Genomic DNA, 15530 nt, shown 5'->3' on the forward strand with positions numbered 1-15530 from the left:
TATCGCGATGACGGAGAGACCGCGGTGCAATGGGGACGCAAGACTGATGAGATCGAGGGGGTACGTTCGAATCATGAGCCATGATCCCGAACTACGCACGGCCGTTGCGCCGGCTGGCTCCCTGGTGCTAGCGCGCCGCCAACACTACTCGGAGTTCTACGGTCTGGCTCCGCTTCCCGAAAGCTACGGCGTCGTCCTCGGCAACTGCCAGGCCGAATCGCTGCGCATGGTGATGGACGCTCCCGAGCACCGCTTCGTGCGCGTACCCGCCGTGCACGAGATGACCGCCGACGACGCCACGCGCCTGCACGAGATCGTCCGCACCGCCGACGCCGTCGTGAGTCAGCCCATCCGTGACGACTATCGCGATCTGCCTCTGGGCACGCGCCAGATCGCCGCGGCAACGGATGCCCGCGTGCTGACCGTGCCGCCGGTGCGCTTCGCGGGCCTGCATCCGTTCCAAGCCGCGATCCGCGTGCCCGGCGTCGAAGGAGACCCGCCGATCGTGGCCTATCACGACATCCGCACGCTCGCTGCCGCCGCCGGCATCCCGGTCGTCGCCGCGCTCGCACCCGACGAGGTGCGTGCCGTGGGGGAGTCGTCGATCGACACGCTGCGCGTCCGCGAGCAGAGCGCCGACGTGCGGGTCTCCGACCTGTTCGACTCGGTCACGGCCGATCACGCGCGCACCGTCAACCACCCGGGCGACGCGGTGTGGATGCCGCTGGGGGCTCGCCTGCTCGAAGCCCTCGGCCACACCGGCGGCCCGACCGATCCCGGGCGTCCGCTGCTGAATTCGGTGCGGGCGCCGCTGCACCCGGAGGTCGTCGAGGCGTGGGAGCTGACCGACGAGCCGCGCGCGCACTGGATCGTCGACGGCGCACCGATCGATGACGCCGAGGTGCGGGCCGCCCACCTCGAGTGGTACGCCGCCCACCCCGAGTTCGTCGATGCCGCCCTGACGCGCCTCGCCCCTCTGCTCGACGTGTGGCGGACGCGATGAGCGCCGCTCCGCTGCTGCTCGTGCACGCCGGAACCCACGGCGTCGCCATGTACGGGCGTGAGATGGCCTCCGCCGTACGGGCACAGGAGCCGTCGATCCGCACGATCGACGCGGCCGATCTCGATGCGACGCCCGCGGATGCCGCGCTGCACGTGCACTTCACGGATCGTCTGTGGGGTGATTCTCCCGAGCAGGCGTCGCAGGCGTTCACCGCTCTCGCCGCGCGGCGGCCGGTCAGCGTCACCCTGCACGACGTGCCGCAGGCGTCGGACGGCGAGCGCAATCTGCCCCGTCGGCGGGAGGCCTACGCAGCCGTGGCCGCGGCGGCGCGAGGGGTGGCCGTCAACAGCGATCACGAGCGTGCGCTGCTCCGTGAAGAGGGGGTCTGGTCGGGACCGGCGGCGAGCATTCCGCTGCCGGTGGACCTCGAGACCGACGCGGGGCGGATGCCGACGGACGGGTCGGTCGGTGTGCTCGGCTACTTCTATCCCGGCAAGGGACATGACGAGGCGGCTCGCGCGGCCGCGCAGGCGGGCATCGGCAGGATGACGGTTCTCGGCCGCGCCTCGGAGGGGCATGCCGCCGAACTGGAGGACTTCGTGCGCCGGGCGGGTGACCTCGGGGTGGAGGTCGAGGTGACAGGCTGGCTCGACGACGCGGAGATCGCGCGGCGGGGCCGCGCTGTGTCGGTGCCGGTGATCGCGCATCGTCATGTGTCGGCATCCGGCTCCCTGGCGTCGTGGATCGGCTGGGGTCGCCGACCGGTCGCGGTGCGCAACCGCTACATGGACGAGATGGCGACACTGCGCCCCGGGACTCTGCACACGGTCGACGAACCCGAGCTCGCGGTGGCGGTGCGGCGCGCCTTCGAGCACCCGGAGTCGACCTGGCACGGGCTGACGAGGCTGCCGATGTCGTGGCCGGAGGCTGCCGAGGCATATGTGCGCTGGTGGAGAGGGCTGGCCCGGTGACGCGGCGGCCCTGGGTCGTCGGCAACAGGTGGGACACGCTCGACGGCGTCGACCCCGAGACCCTGCCGAGAGTGTCGGTGATCGTGGCCCACTATGAGCAGCCGGCCGAGCTCGCCCGCACGCTGTCCGCCCTGTCGGTGCAGGACTATCCGCACGAGCTTCTCGAGATCGTCGTCGCCGACGACGGCTCCGCCGGCGATGTCCGCGTGCCGGACGGGGTGATCCTCGTGCGCCAGGACGACCGGGGCTTCCGGCTCGCGGCCGCACGCAATCTCGGCGTGCGCGCGAGCAGTGGCGACGTGCTCTGCTTCCTCGATGCCGACACCGCCCCCGAACCCGGGTACGTGCGAGAGCTCACCCGGCTTCCCGCGCTGCTTCCCGAGGCCGTCACCGTCGGACGCCGTCGGCACGCGGACTTCTCGGGCATCGCCCCGGAGACCCCCGTGCTCGAGGCGGTGGTCGACCGTGAGCTCCCCGAGCCGGCGTGGCTCGCGCAGGAGTACGCCCGAAGCCGCGATCTGCTCGACGCCGATGACCGGTCATACCGGTTCGTCATCGGCGCGGTGATCGCCTGCTCGCGCCGCCTGTTCGACGAGACCGGCGGATTCGACGAGTCCTTCTCGGCCTATGGGGGCGAGGACTGGGAGTGGGCGCATCGGATGTGGCAGGCGGGTGCCGTGCTGGCCCACGTGCCCACGGCCGTGGCGTGGCACGACGGCCCCGAGTGGGCCGAGCGCAGCAGTTCGGGGCTCGAGCGGGCGAACGCCCAGAGCATGACGCTCGTCTCATCGATTCCGGTCGGCGGTTCCGCCCCGCGAGGTCTGCTGTCGGACGTGCCCGACCTCGTCGTCAGGCTGCGCGGGACCCACACCCCGGAGGCGCTGTTCATCGCCGTGGATTCGATCCTCGCCGCGTTCCCGCTGGCGCGAGTGGTGGTCGATGCGACGATGACCGCCTTCGCGGGCGACCCGCGCATCACGGTCGACGATGGCCCGCTCGACGCCCGGGTGATCTGGGAGCTCGATCGACCGGTCGTGGTCCTCGAGCGGGACTGGATCACCGAGCGCATCGCGGGTCTCGGCACGGGCGATGTCGGCGGGGTCGATCTCGTCGATGCCGAGGGCTCGTCGCTGGGCGTGCTGCGCTCGCGGCGGGCGATGCGTCGCGCCGTGCGGTGGGGCACGTCAGACGCCTTCGAATCGCACCGTGCCGTCGCGGACGGCATCCACCTCCTGCGCTCAGACCCGAGGGTTGAGGCCTGGGTCGGAGGATGGGGTGCACGCGATCAGTTCTGCTGAGCGTACAGTTCTCCTATGGGGAAACTGGAGTACAACAGCTCGCGGCCGGCGATCGAGATCGAAGAAGTGACCTTAGCGCACGTGAAGATCGTGATCGGCACGAAGCTTCGTCGCAACGAGAGCTTCATGATGACCTGGCTGCCGAAGCCGGAGGCGTCATCGGGCCGCCTGACGATCTGGGTGCACCCCGCCATCCCGCTGGTGTTCGAGTTCGATCTTCCGACCGTGCACGCGATCGACCCCGCGCGGGTCGCTCACATGATGGATCAGCTGAACTCGCGGGGCGAACTGGTGCTCGACCAGCTCTGAGCCCGACGGCCCCGTCGCCCGCGGTCAGAGCAGGTCGTAGTGGCCGCCGTAGGGGAAGTCGACGTCTCCCGTGTCGCGGGCGTCGAAGAGCACGGTCGCCACAGCGATCGAGACCTGCGAGCGGGGCGTGACCAGAAGGCTCACCTGACGATTGCCGACGACGACGAAATCGACGAACCTGCCGGCCGTCGCGATCGCGTCTTCGATGCGGCGCTTGAGCTCGCCGAGGTCCTGATCCTGAGCGAGAAGATACGTCACGCCGTCGGCCAGGATCTCCGTCTGCACCATCGTCTTCTGTTCTGCCATGCAATCCACATTACGAGGCACAAGGGCTTCCTTCGCAAATCGCTACCAGTCGCACTGCACCGGGGCAAGGGGCGGACGGATCAGCAGGAACTGCCCTAGAACGGGACTATGCAGACGATCATCTATGGCGGCGACGCGTATCTGACGGGGGACGACATCGCAAATGCGCTGCTGTCATACGGGCGTGCGCTGGGTGAGGAAGAACGCGCCGAACTCGTGGAGATACCGGTGCAGGAGCCGGACGGCTCGGTCGTCACGGCGAAGTTCCTGATCGGACCCGCCAGCCAGATCGTGGCCAAGCAGGTGCCCGGCAGCGGCCCCGAACTCGAAGCCCCCGAGCTCGTCGACCGGCTGCGCACCCTCACGCGTGGCGTCGAGTCGCCCACGGGTGCTCCGGTGGAGATGCGGGACGACACCCCTTACGACCTCGGCTAAACACGCCGCTGTTGCAGCACCTGCGATGCCTCCCTCGCGTCACTCGTGCTCGGGGAGTATCGGGCTGGACCAACCCGGATCGCGGCCCATCTGCGCCGCACGCGAGACGGAGGTCGCCCCGAACCGGTCGCGCAGGGTGTCGAGCACCGAGTCGAGCCGTTCTTCGTCGCCCCAGTCGATCGGCAGTTCGGGCTGCACGCGGTCTGCCCTGTCGAGGTGCGACAGCGACAGCCCGATCAGCGTGATGCCACGCTCGGTGATCTCCGGCCCGGCGGCGGCGAGCAGCGCTCGAGCCACCGTGAGCAGGATCGCCGTGCGATCGGTCGCCGATCCGAGCGTGCGTGATCGGGTCGCCTTCGTGAAGTCGCCGAAGCGCAGCCGCAGCACCACCGAGCGGCAGACCCGGTCGCCGTCGCGCAGCCGCCGCGCGAGTCGGTCGAGGATCTGCGTCAGAATCAGGTCGAGCTCCTCGGCCGAGCGCGGCCCTCGACCGAGGGCGCGCTGGGAGCCGATGGATCCTCGGCGCCGGGTCGTGTCGACCGGGCGCGGATCCCGCAGGCGGGCGAGGGCGTGCAGGTGCGCACCGACGGCCCTGCCCAGCATCCGCTCGGCGGTGGCGGACTCGAGCTCGGCCAGCTGACCGACGGTGCGGATGCCGTAGCGCTGCAGCTTCTCGGCGGTGACGGCACCCACGCCCCACAGCCGCTCGACCGGCAGAGGGAGCAGGAACTCCTCTTCGCGTTCGGGTTCGACCACGAGCAACCCGTCGGGCTTGCTGACGGCGCTCGCGACCTTGGCGAGGAACTTCGTGCGGGCGACGCCTACCGAGATGGCCAGCCCGACCTCGGTGCGGACCCGTGCGCGCAGGCGCACGGCGACCTCTTCGGGGGTGCCGACGATGCGCCTGAGGCCCCCGACCTCGAGAAAGGCCTCGTCGATCGAGAGTCCCTCGACGAGCGGCGTCGTGTCGCGGAAGATCGCGAACACGTCTTTGCTGGCTGCGGAGTACGCCTCCATGCGCGGGGGGACGACCACGGCATCCGGGCACAGCTGGAGCGCCTGTCGTCCGCCCATCGCCGTGCGCACTCCGCGCGCCTTGGCCTCATAGCTCGCAGCGAGCACGACGCCGCCGCCGACGATGACCGGTCGGCCGCGCAGTTCGGGGGCATCGCGTTGCTCGACCGAGGCGTAGAACGCGTCGAGGTCGGCGTGCAGCACGGTGGCTTCGCCCCGCATCCTGTTCTCCCGTCGACGTGCAGATCGTCGCACGCACCGGGGACATCGGCTCAGCTCGGAAGCAGGGCGACCGCTCGGCGGGCGGCCTCTCGGCCGGGCCTAGGCCCCGAGGCCCACGCGGTCGACCTTGCGGTGGTAGCGCATTCCCGCGAGGCCGCCGAGCACAGCGCCGACGAGGGTGACGACGGCGGCTCCGATCGCAGTGAGGATGCCGGTGATGGTCGCCGTCTCGGCAGTGACCGGAATGCGGGGGAAGCCCTGCAGGTTGCCGAGGATGTCCCACTGCGATCCGGCGATCGCGGCGAAGACGGCCACGACGATCGCGATGGCGATCGCCCAGATCCAGACCGCGATGCCCTGTTTGGCTCCGCTGAAACGAGCCATGCGGCCGGCGACGTATCCGCCGGCGAAGTAGGCGATGAGCAGCACGAGGCCGATGACGATCGCGGCGATGATGGCGCCGCCGCCCACCGCGGCCTCCGCCGCCTCATCGGGTGTGACATCGCCGCCGAGGCCGAGGGCTGCGCCGATCGCCGAGACGAGTGCGGTCAGCAGCACAGTGGCTCCCATCGCGGTCAACCAGCCGAAGAACGCCGATCCGAACTTGAACCCTCCGAACTCGGCCTTCTCGCGGTCGTGGACCTCTCCCCGATGAACGACGTCGTGCTCCGATGCGGGCACGGCGACGCGCTCCGCGGGCACGATGACCTGCTCGGAGCCCTTCGCGGTGACCGGGGTGCCGACCTCGCGGGCCGGACGGGGATCTGGCGTGCTGTTGGTTGCGCTCATGCTGCGACGGTAGGGATTCGCCGCCGTTCGAAGAAGGCGGTTGTTCGCGGGCCGACTTGCGCGTATAAGGCCCAGGCTTACGCCGTAAGCGCGCGTGGTTTACACCGTAAGTCTGATGCGCGCAAGGGACGCGGCGAGATGGCGGGGGAGGGTTTAGACAGGGCGAACCGATCCATCCGATCGGTCCGTGAAAAGGAGCCCCAATGTCGGACAGCTACGAGACGACGAGCCCTCGAGGCTCGGACGTGAACTCCCCGAATTCGTCAGGCACGGTGGATGCTGCGAAGCATGAAGCCGCTGACCTGAAGAACACCGCTTCGGCCCAGGCGCAGGACGTTCTGGGCACGGCCAAGGATGAAGCCGCACACGTCATCGGCGAGGCGAAGACCCAGGCCAAAGACCTCTACGCGCAGACGCAGCGCGAGCTGAAGGAACAGGCCAACACCCAGCAGCAGCGTCTCGCCGGCGGACTCCGCTCGGTCGGCGACGAACTCGGGGCGATGGCTTCGAACTCCTCGGGCACCGGGGTCGCGAGCGACCTCGTCCAGCAGGTCTCAGGCCGCATCTCGGCCGTGTCGACGTGGCTGGGCGACCGCGACCCGAGCTCGGTCCTGGCCGAGGTCAAGGGATACGCCCGACGCAAGCCCGGAACGTTCATCCTGGCGGCCGCCGTCGTCGGCGTCATCGCGGGAAGGCTCACTCGAGCCCTCGCCGCGAACGCCTCAGACGACAAGGATGCCGCCGCGGCCGCCACGTCTGTGCCCGCGCCCGCGCCCACACAGGTGCATCCGGATCCGTCGGTCCCGGTCCCGGTCGGTGCAACCGCAGACGTGCCCGGGGCGACCCCGCTCTACTCGCAGACTGCGTCCGAGCGACCGGACATCCTCGGAGAGGCCGGTCATGACCGACCCCACGCCCTCTGAAGCCAAAGCCGCGTCGACCTCGCTCGGCGACCTGCTCGGCGAGGTGACTCGTGACATCTCGACGCTCATGCGTCAGGAGGTCACGCTCGCCAAGGCGGAGCTGAAGGACTCGGCTGCGAAGTCCGCCAAGGGGGCAGGGCTCATGGGTGCTGCCGGCTACGGCGCGCTGATGGTCGTGTTCTTCCTGTCCGTCGCCCTCTGGTGGGCGCTGGGCACCCTCATCGGCGGCGGCTGGTCAGGCGTCGTCGTCGCAGTGATCTGGGCGATCATCGCCGCGATCCTGTTCGTCGTCGGCCGTGGCCAGTTCTCGCAGGTCGAGGGAGCGCCACAGACGGTCGACACCCTGAAAGAGATACCCGAAACGTTGAGAAGGAATGAGGAGAACCGATGAGCGATTCACCCGATGCCATCCGCGCCGACATCGAGCGCACCCGTGAAGACCTGGGACTGGATGTCGACGCCCTCGCCGACAAGGTCTCGCCCTCGAAGATCGTCGACCGTCAGATGGACCGCGTGCGCGGGGCCTTCGGATCCGTCCGCGAGCGCGTGATGGGTGCCGCAGACGACGCCGGCTCTTCGATCACCGGTGCCGGGTCGCACATGGGAGACATGAAGGACCGCGCGGTCGCCAAGGCCGAGGGCAACCCGATGGCGGTCGGCCTCATCGCCTTCGGCGCCGGCCTCCTGCTCGCGTCGTTGTTCCCCGCGTCGTCGAAGGAGAAGGACCTCGCCGCCGACGTCAAGGATCAGGCGCAGCCGCTGGTCGACGAGGTCACGGATGCGGCGAAGGAGGTCGGCGAGCACCTCAAGGAGCCCGTCAAGGCGTCGGTCGCATCGGTGCAGGAGTCGGCACAGGACTCGGTCTCGGCCGTCAAGGACGAGGCCCAGATCGCTGTCGGCGAAGTGAAGGATCAGGCGCAGCACTCCCGCGAGAACCTCGCGGGCAGCTGACCCACCCGCTCCAGGACGGGCCCGTCGACCGACGGGTCCGTCCTCTCGACGAAGGACCCCGTGATGACCGCTCCCTCGAAGACCGGCGACCGCAAGAACCTCGACCCCGAGGCGGGCGGCAAGCCCGACTCTCCCGACGATCTGCACAAGCGCTCGTGGAAGTACGTGCTGCAGAAGACGATCCGCGAGTTCTCCTCCGATCAGTGCACGGACATCGCCGCAGCACTGACGTACTTCGCGGTGCTCTCGATCTTCCCCGGCCTCATCGCGGTCTTCTCACTCCTCGGCGTGTTCGGGCAGGGGCAGGCCGCCAGCGACGCGGTGCTCGAGATCGTCGAACAGGTCGCTCCCGGTGACACGGCAGACGCGATCCGCGGGCCGATCGAGCAGATCGCGGGTTCCCCGGCCGCCGGATTCGCTCTGGTGACCGGCATCCTGTTGGCGATCTGGTCTGCCTCCGGGTATGTCGCGGCGTTCAGCCGTGCCATGAACCGCATCTACGAGATCGAAGAGGGTCGGCCGTTCTGGAAGCTCAAGCCGACCCAAGTGCTCGTCACGATCATCACGATCGTGCTCCTCGTGGTCGCCGCGGTGATCCTCGTCGTCTCAGGCCCCGTCACCGATGCGGTGGGAGACGCGCTGGGCCTCGGCGACGTGCCGAAGACGATCTGGTCCATCGCCAAGTGGCCGGTGCTCGCCCTGCTCGTCGTGCTGATCGTCGCTATCCTCTACTACGCCACCCCGAACGCCAAGCAGCCGAAGTTCCGCTGGATCAGCATCGGCGCTCTCCTGGCGATCATCGTCCTGGGCCTGGCCACCCTCGGCTTCGGGTTCTACGTCGCGAACTTCTCCAACTACGACCGCACCTACGGCTCTCTCGCCGGGATCATCGTCTTCCTGCTCTGGCTGTGGATCGCCAACCTCGCGCTGCTGTTCGGAGCCGAGTTCGACGCCGAGCTCGAGCGCGGGCGCCAGCTGCAGGCCGGGATCGCGGCCGAGAAGGACATCCAGCTGCCTCCTCGCGACACGCGCAAGAGCGACAAGGCGGCCGAGAAGGAGCAGAAGGACATCGACGAGGGGCGGAGGATCCGCACGGAGTCCGGCGCGGACGACTGATCCGGGCGGCCCTACTGCGTGAGCCGGAGATTCAGGCGATCGAGGAGGGCTTCGAGCGAGATGTCGAACTCCTCGTCGCTTCGCTCCTCACTCAGCAGCGGACGGAGACGCACGACCTCGGGCGCATTCGCCAGATCCTTCTGCCCGTCATGCTCGGGGATGTCCGCTCCGCCCTCGTCCAGTGGCTCGGATGCGGGCCCGGTGTCGGCGCCGCGCACGGCGGACTCCAGAAGCAGGTGTCCCAGGAGCAGGCTGGTGAACGAGCGATACGCGTCGACGGCCTGCTCGTCCGTGAATCCGTAGCCGATCAGCGCGCTCAGGAAGGTGTCGACCACCTCGACGCTCCGCAGGGGTGGTCGCAGCCATGGTGCCGCGGGGTGACGCGTGGCCACGAGCGGGAACGCTCTCGGGTGGGCGATCGCGATGCTGCGGACCTCATGCGCGACGGCCTGAAGAAAACCCTGCCAGTGCTCGGTGAGGGTCGGATCGAGGTTCGCGTTCAGGTTGCCCATGAGCCGGGCGACGACGCCCTCGAGCAGATCTTCGCGGCCATTGACGTACCGGTAGAGCGACATCGCCTCGACACCGAGCTGCTGCGCCAGTGATCGCATCGACAGAGCCTGTGGGCCGATGGTGTCGATCTGCGCCAGAGCGGTGCCGATGATCAGCTCTCGGCTCAGGCCCGCAGGCGCGGGGCGAGCATGCTTCGGCTGAGTTCGTTTCGGCATGCCCCCACGGTACTCGGCTCAGGCGGCGACGAGGCGAGACGAGAAGGCGCCTATGCGCTGCACGAGCGCATCGAAGGTGGCGTCGAAGGCGGCCGGCGTGCCGATGCGGGCAGGGTCGCGGATCGACCAGTGCAGGTCGTCGCGCTGGCCGAGACGCTCGTGGGCGTCGTCGCACACCGTGATCACGAGGTCGCCCTCGGCGAGCACGTCGTCGAGGTGGCGGGGTGGATGGTCGCCGTCGATGACGAGCCCGTGCCGAGCGGCCGCCGCGGTGGCCTCGGGATTCACCATCTCGGCAGGTCGGGTTCCTGCCGAGGCGACGGCCACCGGACTCGTATCGCGCCAGATCGCCTCGGCGAGCTGCGACCGCGCGGAGTTCGCGGTGCAGACGAACAGCACACGGCGAGGCGGGGCGACGCTGGGGGGCGCGAGAGTGGTGAAGACCTCGGGGCGCAGTCCGATGTAGCTGCGCCGTCTGTCGAACTCCGAGCGCGTGCGCGCGATGATCTGGGCCGACTCGAGCACTCCCAGGTGGTGCGCGATGAGGTTCGATCGCAGGTCGAGAGCCGTCCCGATCTCGGAGGACGACAGATCTCCGAGCGTGAGCAGGTCGACGATGCGCAGGCGCGTCTGATCGGCGAGTGCGGCGAAGATGCCGGCGCGGCGTTCGAGATCGATCATCATTCCCATCCCTACCACGAGACGCAGGGTGTGTCCATGCCCATTGACTCAATCTGCGTTGACCCTATTCTGGGCGTCGCGAGTCCGCGAACGCGGCCTCGGAGAGGAATGGACATATGGGTATCGGAAGCGGCATCGCGCTCTTCGTCATCGGAGCGATCCTCGTCTTCGCACTCAACATCGACACCGGCGGCTATGTCGATCTCGACCTGATCGGCTACATCCTCATGGGTGCAGGAGTCGTCGTCTTCCTGATCAGCCTCATTCTCGTGATGCGCAGTCGGCGCACCGAGACCGTCGACCGCACGGCCGTCGACCCCGCGACCGGCGAGCGTGTGACCCGCCGCAGCATCCGCGACAACGAGCCCCTCGCCTGATCTCGGCATGACCGTGGCGCAGCGCGGCACCGGCGCGATCGTCGTCGGTGCCGCAGCGACCCTCGCGTTCGTCGTGCTGCGCGCCGTGGTGGCCCTCGGCGGTCACGAGCCGCTCGCGGTCGACATCTGGTGGCACGACCTCATGGTCGCGCTGAGCAGCGACGCCTGGCTCGTCGTCGCCTGGGTGCCCGCCGTCGTCGGCGGCACGATCGGCATGATGGTGGTCGGAGCGCTGCTGATCGCGGCTCTCCTCTGGCGCGGACGGCGGTGGGATGCGGCGACGCTGGCGATCGCGATGGTCACCGTGGTCGCCATCGGGGCGACCATGGCCGCGGTGATCGGCCGCACGCGCCCGGTCGACTCGCTCGCAGAGAGTGTCGCGACCTCCTTCCCGTCCGGGCACACCGCCGTCGCCACGACCGTGGTGGTGATCCTCGGACTCGTGCTCCGACGCCGGTGGGTCTGGGTCGTCGGTGTCGCGTGGATCGCGCTCATGATGTGGAGCCGCACCTACCTCCACGCCCACTGGCTCAGCGATGTGGTCGCCGGAATGCTCGAGGGCGTCGCCGTCGCCACGTTCGTCTGGGCCTGCGTGGAAGCGACGCGCGCGCGCCGCCTCGCGCGGTCCCGCAGCACGTCAGACATCTCCGAAGAACCGATCGAAAGCCCCGTGAACCCATGAACACTCGCGACTCGGCCGCCTCCACCGCGAGGGCCGCTCAAGACTCCACCGCCTTCCGCGTCCTCGCCCGCGTCGGGTACGTCGTGCTCGGCATCCTGCACATCCTCATCAGCGGGATCGCGATCTCGATCGCCACCGGCGGCGGCGGCGAGAACGCGGATCAGGGCGGTGCCCTGCAGCAGATCCAGGAGTCGCCTGCCGGCGTGTTCCTGCTCTGGCTGATCGTGCTCGGCCTGTTCGCACTGGCGATCTGGCAGATCGCCGAGGCCGTCGTCGAGCGCGATCCCGATACGAAGAAGATGTGGGCGCACCGGGCGAAGTTCGTGGGCACAGCCGTCGCCTACCTGGCGATCGGCGCGACGGCTCTGATCTATGCGCTCGGCGGGCAGTCGCAGTCGTCCGAGTCTTCGCAGTCGTTCAGTGCGAGGCTGCTGGCGGCGCCGGCCGGTGTCGTGCTGCTCGTGCTGGTCGGGCTCGGGGTGGCAGCGGTCGGGATCGCCTTCATCGTGCGCGGAATCACCCGCGCGTTCATGGAGCATCTCTCCGTGCCATCGGCGAAGGCCCGTTCGGGAATCACCGCGTTCGGAGTGGCCGGCTACGTCGCCAAGGGCATCGCGGTCGGCGTCGCCGGCGTGCTCTTCGTCATCGCGGCGCTCACCCACGACCCCGAGACCGCGGGCGGCCTGGACTCGGCGCTGCGTGCTCTGGCCGGGTTGCCCTTCGGCGCTGTCATCCTGTGGGTGGTCGGCGCAGGTCTCGCCCTCTACGGCCTGTTCTGCTTCGCCCGGGCGCGCTACGCCCGCATGTGAGCCGGGCCGATCCGGCTCCGGAGCGCCTATCGAACCGCGACGGGCGGCGCAACCCCGAACCACGGATTCGCGAGCTCGGCGAGGATGGAGCGATGAAGATCGTCTCGTATGCAGGCCAGCAGCTGGTGACCACCGATGACGTGGCAGATTCCCTCGTGACCCTCGCCGCAGCAGTCGCGAAGGAGGGGGAAGCCGACGCGGTCGAGATCCCCATCCTCGTCGGCGGCCGCGAGGACTGCGCCGATCTCGTCATCGGCGTCGGCAACGACCTGCTGGTCGGACCGCACGAGTTCGACGACGACGAGCCGGACTTCACCGAGCACGCGGCGAGGCTGCAGGCGCACCGCCTCTATCCCGACTCCCCGGACGTCGATGACGACTCCGAGCCCGACTGGCACGTCGACGTGGATCTCGACCTCGACAACTCCAGCTCTCTCGCGCACTGAACCCGACTGCTCCCGCGCCCGCGGGAGGACGCGGTGTGCGCCCTCCCGCGTCATCCATGAGGTTCAGTCAGTGGTGAGCAGCACCTTCGTGGCGCGACGCTCGTCCATCGCCTTGTATCCCTCGGCGGCCCGCTCGATCGGAAGCGTCAGGTCGAACACGATGCCCGGGTCGATCTGATCGGTCATGATGAGGTCGATCAGCTCGGGGAGGAACCGGCGCACGGGAGCCGGTCCGCCCAGAAGGCTGACGGTCGAGAAGAAGAGGTCGAGTCCGTCGAGCTCGACGCCATGGCTCACGCCGACGTAGCCGACGTGTCCGCCCGGGCGTGTGGCGTGGATCGCCTGCATCATCGACTCCTGCGTGCCGACGGCCTCGATCGTCGAGTGCGCGCCGTACCCGCCGGTGAGCTCCTTGATCTTCGCGACGCCGGCGTCGCCGCGCTCCTCGACGATGTCGGTGGCCCCGAACTTCGTCGCGAGCGCCTGACGGTCGGCATGACGTGACATGGCGATGATGCGCTCCGCTCCGAGCTGCCTGGCGGCGAGGATGGCGAGCAGGCCGACGGCTCCGTCGCCGACCACCGCGACGGTCTTGCCTGGCCCCGCCTCGGCGGCGACAGCGGCGAACCAGCCCGTGCCGAGAACGTCGGATGCCGCCAGCAGGCTGCGGGTCTGCGCGGGTGTCGGGTCGCCCTCGACCGCGACGAGGGTGCCGTCGGCGAGGGGGATGCGGGCGTAGTCGGACTGCGTGCCGACCCCGCCCATCATGACCTGGTGGATGCAGCGCGACTGGAAGCCGGCCTGGCAGATCTCGCACGTGTTGTCCGAGGCGACGAACGACCCCACGACGAAGTCGCCGACCTTGATGTCGCGGACCTCGTCGCCGATCTCCTCGACCACGCCGATGTACTCGTGCCCCATCGGTGTGGGGTGATCCACCGGCTCGATGCCGCGGTAGGGCCAGAGGTCCGAGCCGCAGATGCAGGCGGCGGTGACGCGGATGACCGCATCCGTCGGCTCTACGACGGCGGCGCGGGGGACCTCCTCGACGCGGACGTCTCCGGGGGCGTGCATGACGACGGCGCGCATGGTGCGTGTGCTGACGGTGTCTGTGTTCATGATGTTCTCCTTCAGTGAGTGAGGGCGGTGGATGAGGTCGTGGGCGGGGAGTGCCGTGCCGCTCGCCCCTGTGCGGTGCCGATCAGCACCAGGGCGACGGCCGCGAGCGCGGTCGTGGTGACGGTGACCACGCCGAGCGGCAGGATGCTCAAGGCGCCGGCGACGCCGACGAGCGGGGCGGCGATGCCCCCGAAGCCGAACCGCACCATTCCGAGAAGCGACGAGGCGGTGCCGGCGATCTGCGGGTATCCGATCAGAGCGAGGGTCGTGGCCGGGGGAGACGAGATGGAGACGCCCGCGGCGAGGGCGAACAGCGACGCGAGCACGACCCACAGCGGCATCGGCACGAGTCCGGCGGCGAGCAGGCCGATGGCGCCGGCGGTCGCGACCGCGACACCCGCGGCGAGCACCGCGTGCACGTGACCTCGTTCGGAGAAGCGGCCGGCCAGGTGACCGAAGACCATGAATCCTGCCGAGTTCGCGCCGAAGGCGAGGGCGTATCCGAGGGGCGACAGGCCGTAGACGTCCTGCAGCACGAACGTCGCGCCGGACAGGTAGGCGAAGAGCGCGGCGTACATCAGCCCCTGGTTCAGGACGGCGCCGACGAAGACGCGGTCTCGGAGGAGCGTCCGATAGTCGCTCAGGGTGCGGGTCAGGCCGCCCGTCGTCCGTGCCTCGATCGGCAGCGTCTCCCTGAACCGTGCCAGCGCGGCGATCAGGATGGCGGTGCCGATGACCGCGAGGAAGACGAAGAGTCCCCGCCAGTCGATGATCGTGTTGAGGAGGCCCCCGAGCAGCGGGCCGACGACCGCCGCGAAGCCGCCGACGACGGTGAGCCGCGCGTAGAAGCGGATCAGCTCTCGGCCGGAGAACACGTCACGGCCGGCCGCCTGTGCGATCACGATGCCGACGCCGCCGGCGAGTCCTTGGACGAACCGGGCGGCGATCAGCAGCTCGACGGTCGGACTGATGGCGCACAGCGTCGACGTGACGATGTACGCCACGATGCCGATGAGCAGGATGCCGCGGCGTCCGTACCGATCCGACGCCGGCCCGGCGATGAGCTGACCGGCCGCGAGACCGATGAGGCAGGCGGTCACGGTGAGCTGCGCGACGGATGTGGCGGCGCCCAGCTCCGCCGTGAGAGCCGGAAGGGCGGGCAGATAGAGGTCCATCGAGATCGGTCCGAACACGGTCAGCAGAAGCAGCAGGGCAGGAAGCACCCTGTCGGCGGAGGGGCGGGCTGCGGATGTCATGCCGTCCACTCTGCGCCTGTCGGGCGCTCTGAGGGAGTCCCTGTCGAGGGGTGTACTGCGAGAGCCTCCCTGCGGAGCGCGGTCGGGGGTAGCGT

Annotated in this window: 20 protein-coding genes; 13 read left to right on the forward strand and 7 right to left on the reverse strand. The window is 69.4% G+C overall.

Going from position 1 to position 15530, the window contains the following annotated elements; all coding sequences use genetic code 11:
* The first annotated feature begins 73 nt into the window (after positions 1-73).
* From MRBLMI13_RS17040 to MRBLMI13_RS17055, 4 genes are read left to right on the forward strand one after another with little or no spacing between them, the layout of a single operon-like run.
* Entirely contained in the window at positions 74-1003 is a 930-nt protein-coding gene (locus tag MRBLMI13_RS17040; protein ID WP_367824110.1) for a WcbI family polysaccharide biosynthesis putative acetyltransferase, read from the forward strand.
* A complete protein-coding gene (locus MRBLMI13_RS17045; RefSeq protein WP_367824111.1) occupies positions 1000-1974 on the forward strand; it encodes a hypothetical protein in 975 nt (324 codons plus the stop codon). The genes MRBLMI13_RS17040 and MRBLMI13_RS17045 overlap by 4 nt, the downstream gene beginning before the upstream one ends.
* Complete coding sequence (locus MRBLMI13_RS17050; protein WP_367824113.1) at positions 1971-3272, forward strand: glycosyltransferase family 2 protein; 1302 nt, start codon at positions 1971-1973, stop codon at positions 3270-3272. The genes MRBLMI13_RS17045 and MRBLMI13_RS17050 overlap by 4 nt, the downstream gene beginning before the upstream one ends.
* 15 nt (positions 3273-3287) lie before the next feature.
* Positions 3288-3581 (forward strand): hypothetical protein, encoded by a 294-nt coding sequence (locus MRBLMI13_RS17055; RefSeq protein WP_042540001.1) that lies wholly within the window; start codon positions 3288-3290, stop codon positions 3579-3581.
* 24 nt (positions 3582-3605) lie between these two features.
* Here the strand turns inward: MRBLMI13_RS17055 and MRBLMI13_RS17060 are convergent, their stop codons facing one another.
* Positions 3606-3887 (reverse strand): hypothetical protein, encoded by a 282-nt coding sequence (locus MRBLMI13_RS17060; protein ID WP_367824115.1) that lies wholly within the window; start codon positions 3885-3887, stop codon positions 3606-3608.
* Between the two features lie 108 nt (positions 3888-3995).
* Between MRBLMI13_RS17060 and MRBLMI13_RS17065 the strand changes: the two genes are divergently transcribed.
* Complete coding sequence (locus MRBLMI13_RS17065; protein WP_367824117.1) at positions 3996-4322, forward strand: hypothetical protein; 327 nt, start codon at positions 3996-3998, stop codon at positions 4320-4322.
* A gap of 39 nt (positions 4323-4361) precedes the next feature.
* Here MRBLMI13_RS17065 and dinB read toward each other — a convergent pair whose 3' ends face one another.
* Positions 4362-5558 (reverse strand): DNA polymerase IV, encoded by a 1197-nt coding sequence (gene dinB / locus MRBLMI13_RS17070; RefSeq protein WP_367824119.1) that lies wholly within the window; start codon positions 5556-5558, stop codon positions 4362-4364.
* 99 nt (positions 5559-5657) lie between these two features.
* On the reverse strand, positions 5658-6347 hold the full coding sequence (locus MRBLMI13_RS17075) for a hypothetical protein (RefSeq protein WP_367824121.1): 690 nt from the start codon (positions 6345-6347) through the stop codon (positions 5658-5660).
* Positions 6348-6550: 203 nt separating this feature from the next.
* Between MRBLMI13_RS17075 and MRBLMI13_RS17080 the strand changes: the two genes are divergently transcribed.
* The 4 genes from MRBLMI13_RS17080 to MRBLMI13_RS17095 all read left to right on the forward strand — a co-directional run bounded on the left by MRBLMI13_RS17080 (position 6551) and on the right by MRBLMI13_RS17095 (position 9337).
* On the forward strand, positions 6551-7270 hold the full coding sequence (locus MRBLMI13_RS17080) for a hypothetical protein (RefSeq protein WP_367824123.1): 720 nt from the start codon (positions 6551-6553) through the stop codon (positions 7268-7270).
* Complete coding sequence (locus tag MRBLMI13_RS17085) at positions 7248-7661, forward strand: phage holin family protein (protein WP_367824125.1); 414 nt, start codon at positions 7248-7250, stop codon at positions 7659-7661. Before MRBLMI13_RS17080 ends, MRBLMI13_RS17085 begins: the two co-directional genes overlap by 23 nt.
* A complete protein-coding gene (locus tag MRBLMI13_RS17090) occupies positions 7658-8221 on the forward strand; it encodes a DUF3618 domain-containing protein (protein WP_309691237.1) in 564 nt (187 codons plus the stop codon). The genes MRBLMI13_RS17085 and MRBLMI13_RS17090 overlap by 4 nt, the downstream gene beginning before the upstream one ends.
* Before the next feature lie 63 nt (positions 8222-8284).
* Positions 8285-9337 (forward strand): YihY/virulence factor BrkB family protein, encoded by a 1053-nt coding sequence (locus MRBLMI13_RS17095; protein WP_367824127.1) that lies wholly within the window; start codon positions 8285-8287, stop codon positions 9335-9337.
* Between the two features lie 11 nt (positions 9338-9348).
* Here the strand turns inward: MRBLMI13_RS17095 and MRBLMI13_RS17100 are convergent, their stop codons facing one another.
* Complete coding sequence (locus MRBLMI13_RS17100; protein WP_309691232.1) at positions 9349-10065, reverse strand: TetR/AcrR family transcriptional regulator; 717 nt, start codon at positions 10063-10065, stop codon at positions 9349-9351.
* Positions 10066-10083: 18 nt separating this feature from the next.
* On the reverse strand, positions 10084-10746 hold the full coding sequence (locus MRBLMI13_RS17105; RefSeq protein WP_367825065.1) for an ArsR family transcriptional regulator: 663 nt from the start codon (positions 10744-10746) through the stop codon (positions 10084-10086).
* Between the two features lie 116 nt (positions 10747-10862).
* Here MRBLMI13_RS17105 and MRBLMI13_RS17110 point away from each other — a divergent pair, with 116 nt between their 5' ends.
* The 4 genes from MRBLMI13_RS17110 to MRBLMI13_RS17125 all read left to right on the forward strand — a co-directional run bounded on the left by MRBLMI13_RS17110 (position 10863) and on the right by MRBLMI13_RS17125 (position 13060).
* The gene (locus MRBLMI13_RS17110) at positions 10863-11123 is read left to right on the forward strand and encodes a DUF6458 family protein (protein WP_042540012.1); all 261 of its coding nucleotides are present in this window, start codon (positions 10863-10865) and stop codon (positions 11121-11123) included.
* Positions 11124-11130: 7 nt separating this feature from the next.
* Positions 11131-11805, forward strand: a complete 675-nt coding sequence (locus MRBLMI13_RS17115) for a phosphatase PAP2 family protein (RefSeq protein ID WP_079113489.1) — start codon at positions 11131-11133, stop codon at positions 11803-11805.
* Positions 11802-12614 carry a DUF1206 domain-containing protein gene (locus tag MRBLMI13_RS17120; protein ID WP_367824131.1) on the forward strand — a complete coding sequence of 271 codons (813 nt, stop codon included), beginning with the start codon at positions 11802-11804 and terminating at the stop codon, positions 12612-12614. Before MRBLMI13_RS17115 ends, MRBLMI13_RS17120 begins: the two co-directional genes overlap by 4 nt.
* Before the next feature lie 92 nt (positions 12615-12706).
* Complete coding sequence (locus tag MRBLMI13_RS17125) at positions 12707-13060, forward strand: hypothetical protein (protein WP_367824133.1); 354 nt, start codon at positions 12707-12709, stop codon at positions 13058-13060.
* Between the two features lie 63 nt (positions 13061-13123).
* Here MRBLMI13_RS17125 and MRBLMI13_RS17130 read toward each other — a convergent pair whose 3' ends face one another.
* Both MRBLMI13_RS17130 and MRBLMI13_RS17135 read right to left on the reverse strand, forming a co-directional pair.
* Entirely contained in the window at positions 13124-14149 is a 1026-nt protein-coding gene (locus MRBLMI13_RS17130) for a zinc-dependent alcohol dehydrogenase family protein (RefSeq protein ID WP_367824214.1), read from the reverse strand.
* A 41-nt stretch (positions 14150-14190) separates the two neighbouring features.
* On the reverse strand, positions 14191-15435 hold the full coding sequence (locus tag MRBLMI13_RS17135; RefSeq protein WP_367824135.1) for a multidrug effflux MFS transporter: 1245 nt from the start codon (positions 15433-15435) through the stop codon (positions 14191-14193).
* Positions 15436-15530: the final 95 nt, after the last annotated feature.

Origin of the sequence: Microbacterium sp. LMI13-1-1.1, assembly GCF_040815625.1 — a bacterium.
GTDB classification, from domain to species: Bacteria; Actinomycetota; Actinomycetes; order Actinomycetales; family Microbacteriaceae; genus Microbacterium; species Microbacterium forte.

Bases quoted from the DNA above. Each gene is read 5' to 3' on its own strand.
- MRBLMI13_RS17100 (WP_309691232.1), bottom strand. From the start codon at position 10,065: ATGCCGAAACGAACTCAGCCGAAGCATGCTCGCCCCGCGCCTGCGGGC.
- MRBLMI13_RS17090 (WP_309691237.1), top strand. From the start codon at position 7,658: ATGAGCGATTCACCCGATGCCATCCGCGCCGACATCGAGCGCACCCGT.
- MRBLMI13_RS17105 (WP_367825065.1), bottom strand. From the start codon at position 10,746: ATGATCGATCTCGAACGCCGCGCCGGCATCTTCGCCGCACTCGCCGAT.
- dinB (WP_367824119.1), bottom strand. From the start codon at position 5,558: ATGCGGGGCGAAGCCACCGTGCTGCACGCCGACCTCGACGCGTTCTAC.
- MRBLMI13_RS17040 (WP_367824110.1), top strand. From the start codon at position 74: ATGAGCCATGATCCCGAACTACGCACGGCCGTTGCGCCGGCTGGCTCC.
- MRBLMI13_RS17095 (WP_367824127.1), top strand. From the start codon at position 8,285: ATGACCGCTCCCTCGAAGACCGGCGACCGCAAGAACCTCGACCCCGAG.
- MRBLMI13_RS17120 (WP_367824131.1), top strand. From the start codon at position 11,802: ATGAACACTCGCGACTCGGCCGCCTCCACCGCGAGGGCCGCTCAAGAC.
- MRBLMI13_RS17085 (WP_367824125.1), top strand. From the start codon at position 7,248: ATGACCGACCCCACGCCCTCTGAAGCCAAAGCCGCGTCGACCTCGCTC.
- MRBLMI13_RS17060 (WP_367824115.1), bottom strand. From the start codon at position 3,887: ATGGCAGAACAGAAGACGATGGTGCAGACGGAGATCCTGGCCGACGGC.
- MRBLMI13_RS17055 (WP_042540001.1), top strand. From the start codon at position 3,288: ATGGGGAAACTGGAGTACAACAGCTCGCGGCCGGCGATCGAGATCGAA.
- MRBLMI13_RS17045 (WP_367824111.1), top strand. From the start codon at position 1,000: ATGAGCGCCGCTCCGCTGCTGCTCGTGCACGCCGGAACCCACGGCGTC.
- MRBLMI13_RS17065 (WP_367824117.1), top strand. From the start codon at position 3,996: ATGCAGACGATCATCTATGGCGGCGACGCGTATCTGACGGGGGACGAC.
- MRBLMI13_RS17135 (WP_367824135.1), bottom strand. From the start codon at position 15,435: ATGACATCCGCAGCCCGCCCCTCCGCCGACAGGGTGCTTCCTGCCCTG.
- MRBLMI13_RS17080 (WP_367824123.1), top strand. From the start codon at position 6,551: ATGTCGGACAGCTACGAGACGACGAGCCCTCGAGGCTCGGACGTGAAC.
- MRBLMI13_RS17125 (WP_367824133.1), top strand. From the start codon at position 12,707: ATGAAGATCGTCTCGTATGCAGGCCAGCAGCTGGTGACCACCGATGAC.
- MRBLMI13_RS17115 (WP_079113489.1), top strand. From the start codon at position 11,131: ATGACCGTGGCGCAGCGCGGCACCGGCGCGATCGTCGTCGGTGCCGCA.
- MRBLMI13_RS17075 (WP_367824121.1), bottom strand. From the start codon at position 6,347: ATGAGCGCAACCAACAGCACGCCAGATCCCCGTCCGGCCCGCGAGGTC.
- MRBLMI13_RS17130 (WP_367824214.1), bottom strand. From the start codon at position 14,149: ATGCGCGCCGTCGTCATGCACGCCCCCGGAGACGTCCGCGTCGAGGAG.
- MRBLMI13_RS17110 (WP_042540012.1), top strand. From the start codon at position 10,863: ATGGGTATCGGAAGCGGCATCGCGCTCTTCGTCATCGGAGCGATCCTC.